7 protein-coding genes are annotated in these 6,226 nt (G+C 65.8%); 3 read left to right on the forward strand and 4 right to left on the reverse strand.

All coding sequences use genetic code 11. The features are described from left to right. Nucleotides 1-154 precede the first annotated feature (154 nt). The 3 genes from Q427_RS01055 to cdd are packed head-to-tail and all read left to right on the forward strand — an operon-like array spanning nt 155 to nt 2,581. Nucleotides 155-1,429 carry a phosphopentomutase gene (locus Q427_RS01055; RefSeq protein WP_043510314.1) on the forward strand — a complete coding sequence of 425 codons (1,275 nt, stop codon included), beginning with the start codon at nt 155-157 and terminating at the stop codon, nt 1,427-1,429. Nucleotides 1,430-1,439: 10 nt separating this feature from the next. After that, complete coding sequence (gene deoD / locus Q427_RS01060) at nt 1,440-2,168, forward strand: purine-nucleoside phosphorylase (RefSeq protein WP_043510315.1); 729 nt, start codon at nt 1,440-1,442, stop codon at nt 2,166-2,168. Further along, a complete protein-coding gene (gene cdd, locus Q427_RS01065; RefSeq protein ID WP_043510316.1) occupies nt 2,165-2,581 on the forward strand; it encodes a cytidine deaminase in 417 nt (138 codons plus the stop codon). The genes deoD and cdd overlap by 4 nt, the downstream gene beginning before the upstream one ends. A 50-nt stretch (nt 2,582-2,631) precedes the next feature. Here cdd and Q427_RS01070 read toward each other — a convergent pair whose 3' ends face one another. The 4 genes from Q427_RS01070 to Q427_RS01085 all read right to left on the reverse strand — a co-directional run bounded on the left by Q427_RS01070 (nt 2,632) and on the right by Q427_RS01085 (nt 5,832). After that, the gene (locus Q427_RS01070) at nt 2,632-2,883 is read right to left on the reverse strand and encodes a hypothetical protein (protein WP_043510318.1); all 252 of its coding nucleotides are present in this window, start codon (nt 2,881-2,883) and stop codon (nt 2,632-2,634) included. A 150-nt stretch (nt 2,884-3,033) separates the two neighbouring features. Then, nucleotides 3,034-3,783 carry an anaerobic ribonucleoside-triphosphate reductase activating protein gene (locus Q427_RS01075; RefSeq protein WP_051496023.1) on the reverse strand — a complete coding sequence of 250 codons (750 nt, stop codon included), beginning with the start codon at nt 3,781-3,783 and terminating at the stop codon, nt 3,034-3,036. 106 nt (nt 3,784-3,889) lie between these two features. Beyond that, nucleotides 3,890-4,051, reverse strand: coding sequence for an anaerobic ribonucleoside-triphosphate reductase (gene nrdD / locus Q427_RS01080; RefSeq protein WP_043510320.1), 162 nt, complete (start codon nt 4,049-4,051; stop codon nt 3,890-3,892). A 50-nt stretch (nt 4,052-4,101) separates the two neighbouring features. Beyond that, nucleotides 4,102-5,832 (reverse strand): ribonucleoside triphosphate reductase, encoded by a 1,731-nt coding sequence (locus tag Q427_RS01085; RefSeq protein ID WP_051496024.1) that lies wholly within the window; start codon nt 5,830-5,832, stop codon nt 4,102-4,104. Between the last annotated feature and the right edge of the window lie 394 nt (nt 5,833-6,226).

The raw sequence follows: 6,226 nt of genomic DNA on the forward strand, positions 1-6,226 counted from the left end.
GCGAGCGGCCGCTGGCCTGGGTGCATGCGGCAAGCGAATCCGACGCCCAGCAAGCCGCCAGCCAGCTGCGAGCCGCCATCGAAGTGAACGACGTCGCAGCCACCGACATCAGATTGCCTACACTCATTCAGGACGTGATCCGTCGGGAGGCGCCATGACTCGCGCCATCGTACTGGTACTCGACTCCTTCGGCATCGGCGGCGCGCCGGATGCCCAGCAGTTCGGCGATGCCGGGGCCGACACCCTGGGCCATATCGCCGCTGCCTGCGCGCACGGGCGGTGCGACTCTTTACAGGGCCCCGGAACCGGCCCGGCGGCGCGGCAAGGCCCGCTTGCGCTGCCTAACCTGGCGCGGCTGGGGCTGTTCCATGCCCACCGTGAAAGCACAGGCACCTGGGCCGAGGGCGTCGAGGAGCCGGCGGAGGTGATCGGCGCCTACGGCCACGCCCGGGAGATCTCCTCCGGCAAGGACACCCCCTCCGGTCATTGGGAAATCGCCGGGGTACCGGTGCGCTTCGACTGGGGGTACTTTCTCGATCGAGAGGAGAGCTTTCCACCCGAACTGCTCGAAGCGCTCATCCGGGAGGGGGAGCTGCCCGGCGTGCTGGGCAACTGCCACGCCTCGGGTACCGAGATCATCGTCCGGCTGGGTGAGGAGCACGTGGCGAGCGGCAAGCCCATCGTCTACACCTCCGGCGACTCGGTGTTTCAGATCGCCGCCCATGAGGAGGCCTTCGGCCTCGAGCAGCTCTACGCCCTGTGCGAGACCGCCCGTCTCCTGCTCGAGCCCTACAACATCGGCCGGGTTATCGCGCGGCCCTTCGTCGGCCGCAATGCTGATGACTTCGCCCGCACCGCCAACCGGCGCGACTACAGCGTCGAGCCGCCAGCGCCCACGGTACTGCAGAAGCTCTGTGATGCCGGCGGCGAGGTGGTCGCCATCGGCAAGATCGCCGACATCTACGCCCACTGTGGGGTGACGCGCACGGTCAAGGCCAGCGGCCACGACGCGCTGATGGAGGCCACCCTGGCCGCGCTGGATGAAGCCGGAGAGCGCTCGCTCGTCATGACCAACTTCGTCGACTTCGACACCCTCTACGGCCACCGCCGTGATGTGGCCGGCTACGCTGCCGCATTGGAGGCTTTCGATGCGCGCCTGCCCGAGCTGCTGGCCAAATTGCGCGACGATGACTTGCTGGTTCTCACCGCCGACCACGGCTGCGACCCCACCTGGCACGGCACGGACCACACCCGCGAGCGGGTGCCTGTGCTGGCACTGGGTGCGGGGCTCGCGCCAGGCTCGCTGGGCGCGCGCGACACCTTCGCCGATATCGGCCAGAGCGTGGCGGCGCACCTGGGGCTTGTGCCCATGGCCGACGGCACGAGTTTTCTTATCGAGCCTTTTCACCCCGACCCTCTCGCTGCATAGGAGCCTCGACATGGCGACTCCCCATATCCAGGGCGAACGCGGCATCTTCGCCGACACCGTACTGATGCCCGGCGACCCGTTGCGTGCCAAGTACATCGCCGAGACCTTCCTCGAGGACGCCCGCGAGGTGAACAGCGTGCGCAACATGCTCGGCTTCACCGGCCGCTATCGGGGCCGCGAGATATCGGTGATGGGCCACGGCATGGGCATTCCCTCGGTCTCCATCTACGCCAAGGAGCTGATCACCGACTATGGCGTGAAGCGCCTGATCCGGGTCGGCTCCTGCGGGGCGGTGCGTGACGACGTGGCGGTGCGCGACGTGGTGATCGGCCTCGGTGCGAGCACCGATTCGGCGGTCAACCGCACCCGCTTCATGGGCCACGATTTCGCCGCCATCGCCGATTTCGAGCTGACCCGCCACGCGGTGGACGCCGCTGCCGACCAGGGGGTGGCGGTGAAGGTGGGTAACCTGTTCTCGGCGGACCTGTTCTACAACCCCCAGGGCGAGCTGTTCGAGCTGATGAAGCGCTACGGTATCGTCGGGGTGGAGATGGAAGCGGCGGGGCTCTACGGCGTGGCGGCGGAGTTCGGCGCCCGGGCGATGACCATCTGCACCGTGTCTGATCACATCCTCAAGGGCGACTCGCTGCCCAGCGATGCCCGCGAGCGCAGCTTCAACGAGATGGTCGAGGTGGCGCTGGAAGCGGTGCTGCGCGACGACGCGGCGGGGGCGGCATGAGCGCTCTCGATCCGGGTATCGAGCCGGCGGTTGTCGCCGCGCTGATCGCCGCGCGCGGCAATGCCTACGCGCCCTATTCACAGCACCCGGTGGGTGCCATGGTGGAGAGCGAGAGCGGCGTGCGCTACTTCGGCGCCAACGTCGAAGTGGCCCACTACAAGGGGCTGTGCGCCGAGGCCTCGGCCATCGCCGCCATGGTCAGTGCCGGCGAGCGGCGTTTGCGTGATGTCTACGTCATCGGTCCGGGGGCCCATCCCTGTACACCCTGCGGCGACTGTCGCCAGCGCATTCGCGAGTTCGCCGACGCCGAGACCCGCATCCATGTGCTCGACGGCGAGGGCGGCCTGCTCAAGCGCTACACCATCGAAGAGCTCCTGCCGGATGCCTTTGGGCCGGAAAATCTGAGCCACTAGGCGATACCGATAATTGCCTCTGCTGTTTCATTCGGCCTTGTAAGCTCTCTTCATGAAGAAGATGCGTTGGTATCCGGTGGCGATGCTCCATCATCTGTCAGGTAGTGCCTCGATACCTGGGCACAGACCCAGAAGATGAAGGCAAGAATGACAAAGAACAGGCTGCCCGAGACAAGATTCCAGCTGATGGGCATCTGATCGATGGCGATCAGATAGAACAGTCCGGCCACCAGAGCGAATATCACGACGATGGCTGCTGCCCAGAACAGGAAGTACAAGATCACTCCTAGCTTGTTCAGCATATCCCTCTCCTCAAGTTGCTCAAGGATTCACACTCAGCTTAGTCCATGTCAGAGAGGGGGCATCCACCTCCGGCTAAAGGGAAGTTTTCGTACTTTGCTGAAGGTAATTTCTTGTGCCCTGTCCAGGAGCTTGATGGTCGCCGGTTGGGCTCATTCCCGTAGCTCGATCTGCTCGAAATGCGGCGCCAGGCGCTTGACCAGTCCGGCGAGCATGGCCCTCGGCGGGGCGTTTTCCACCGGATGGCAGTAGGCCGGGTCGAGGCAGTCGCGGGTACGGGCCACCTGGATGGCGTAGCGGCGCACGCCACAGTCGGCCAGGGTCAGCGCCAGGCGCTCCACGTCGGCCAGGTCGAAGTCGCGCCAGTGCACGGTGGTGCGACACTCGAAGGCCACGCCGCTGTCGAGCAGCGACATCAGGCTCTGGCTGTGGCGCTGCCAGATCCCCGGGCGGCCGCAGATACGGTCGAAGTCGCGTCCTCGCCCCTTCACGTCCAGCCCCACCCAGTCGAGATTCGGCAACAGGCGAGAGAGCCGGCCCGGATAGGGGCCGGCGGTATGCAGCCCCACCTTGAAGCCCATTGCCTTCACGTCGGCGACAGCGGCCGGCAGGGCGTTATGCAGGGTCGGCTCGCCACCGCTGAACACCACCGCCTCGAGCAAGCCGCGACGGCTCTCCAGAAACTCGCGCACCGCCTGCCATTCGTGCTCGTCGCCGCGCCGTGGCGCCATCATGTGGCCGTTGTGGCAGTAACCGCAGCGCAGCGGGCAGCCCTGCAGGAACACCACGCAGGCCAGGTGATCCGGATAGTCCAGGGTGGTCATCTGGGTCAGGCCGGCTACTGGCAGGCGGATACCATCGAGGGGGACATGCAAGGGTGAGTCGAGGTCGGTGGCGATCATCTTGAGGTTCCTTTACCAAGCCGAAGGCTCTTGCCATGCTGAAGGCTCTGTTACCCAGCTGATGGCTCTGCCGGACCTGGGGCCCGGCAGTTCAGGCCGTGGTATGTCAGGGCGCGAGGGCCGCGGCCCGCTCGGTGAAGTGGCGGCGTTCGTGGTGCTCGGCGCGCTTGCCGACGTTGAACTGGCTGACCGGGCGGTGGTAGCCCATCACGCGGGTCCATACCTCGCAGCGCTGGCGTTGTTCGGTGGGCAGGGTATCGGTGTTCATCTTCTTGGCTCCTTCCAGTGGTGAATAAAACAGCGGGGTGAAAAAAACGCTCAGGCCGGAGTGGCCGCGGCGCGTCTTGCCAGCAATGCCTCGTCGCACTTGGGGCAGAACTCGTGTTCGCCGGCCAGGTAGCCGTGAACCGGGCAGATCGAGAAGGTCGGCGTCACGGTGATATAGGGCAGGCGAAAGCGTGACAGGGCGGTGCGCACCAGCTTGCGGCAGGCGTCAGCGCTGGAGAGCTTCTCGCGCATGTAGAGATGCAGCACGGTGCCGCCGGTGTAGCGGGTCTGCAGTGGGTCCTGATGGATCAGCGCCTCGAAGGGGTCGTCGGTATGCCCCACCGGCAGCTGGCTCGAATTGGTGTAGTAGGGCGCCTCCGGCGTGCCCGCCTGCAGGATGCCGGGGAAACGCTCGGTGTCGGCACGGGCAAAGCGGTAGGTGGTGCCCTCCGCCGGGGTCGCTTCCAGATTGTAGAGATGGCCGGTCTCGGCCTGGAATTCCTGCATGCGCTCGCGGACGTGATCGAGCATCTCCAGCGCCAGCTGCTGCCCCTCGGGGTCGGCGATGTCGTAGCGGTCTTCCGAGAAGTTGCGCACCATCTCGTTGAGGCCGTTCACCCCCAGCGTGGAGAAGTGGTTGCGCAGGGTGCCGAGGTAGCGCCGAGTGTAGGGGTAGAGCCCCTCGTCCATCCACTGCTGGATACACTCGCGCTTGAGCTCCAGGCTGTCGCGGCCCAATGCCAGGAGGTGGTCGAGCTCCTGGAACAGGCCGGCGCGGTCGCCGGCGAAGCGATAGCCAAGCCTGGCGCAGTTGATCGTCACCACGCCCAGCGAGCCGGTCTGCTCGGCGCTGCCGAACAGGCCGTTGCCGCGCTTGAGCAGTTCGGTGAGATCGAGCTGCAGCCGGCAGCACATGGAGCGCACCATGTGCGGCTCCAGGTCCGAGTTGAGGAAGTTCTGGAAGTAGGGCAGGCCGTACTTGGCGGTCAACGCGAACAGCCGCTCGGCATTGTCGCTCTCCCAGTCGAAATCGTGGGTGATGTTGTAGGTGGGGATAGGGAAGGTGAACACGCGGCCCTGGCGGTCGCCCGCCTCCATCACCTCCAGGTAGGCGCGGTTGATCAGGTCCATCTCCGCCTGCAGCTCCCCGTAGGTGAACGGCTGCTCCTCGCCGCCGACGATCGGCACCTGGTCGCGCAGGTCCGCCGGGCAGACCCAGTCGAAGGTGAGGTTGGTGAAGGGGGTCTGGCTGCCCCAGCGCGACGGCACGTTGAGGTTGTAGATAAATTCCTGAACCGCCTGCTTCACCGCCGCGTAATCGAGGCCGTCCCTGCGTACGTAGGGCGCGAGATAGGTATCGAAGGAGCTGAAGGCCTGGGCGCCGGCCCACTCGTTCTGCAGCGTGCCGAGGAAGTTGACCATCTGGCCCAGGGCGCTGGAGAGGTGGCGCGGCGGCTCGCTCTCGGCGCGCCCGGGCACGCCATTGAACCCTTCGATCAGCAGCTGGCGCAGGGACCAGCCGGCGCAGTAGCCGCACAGCATGTCCAGGTCGTGAATGTGCAGGTCGCCTTCCCGGTGGGCGGCGCCGACCTCGGCGGGGTAGACCTCGTCGAGCCAGTAGTTGGCGATCAGCTTGCCCGAGACGTTGAGGATCAGCCCGCCCAGGGAGTAGCCCTGGTTGGCGTTGGCGTGCACGCGCCAGTCGGCGCGCTCCAGATATTCGTTGACGGTCGAGGCGACGTCGATGCGGCGTGGGCCGGCCTGGCGGATGGGGGCGTTCACCGTAATCTCCCTATATGTGCTGCCGTTTGATATGTTGATGCACAACATATGGTGTGTGAAGGCTAGTGCCTTCGGCAGCGGGAGGAAATGATCCAGGTCAGAAAAGTACTATCGAGCCATGCGGCAGGGCATGCCGCTTGGGTTGCGCCGCCGCCAGGTCTGCGAGGAGGCGCTGTAAACCCATCCATGGGCGCTACATTTGCCATCCATGGCAAATGACCTCCTCTTCGACCTGCCCCGGCGCCTCACTCAAGCTTCGTCTAAGACGAGTTTCGAAGAGAGAGTGGGCTGTGGTGCTAGCAGCTCAGCCGGCGGGCAGCCGGGTGTTGTCCATGCCGGGGCGGCCGTGCCAGTAGCCGTCGCAGACCTCGGCCTCGACCAGCGCCAGCGGGTC

Source organism: Halomonas sp. BC04 (assembly GCF_000568385.1).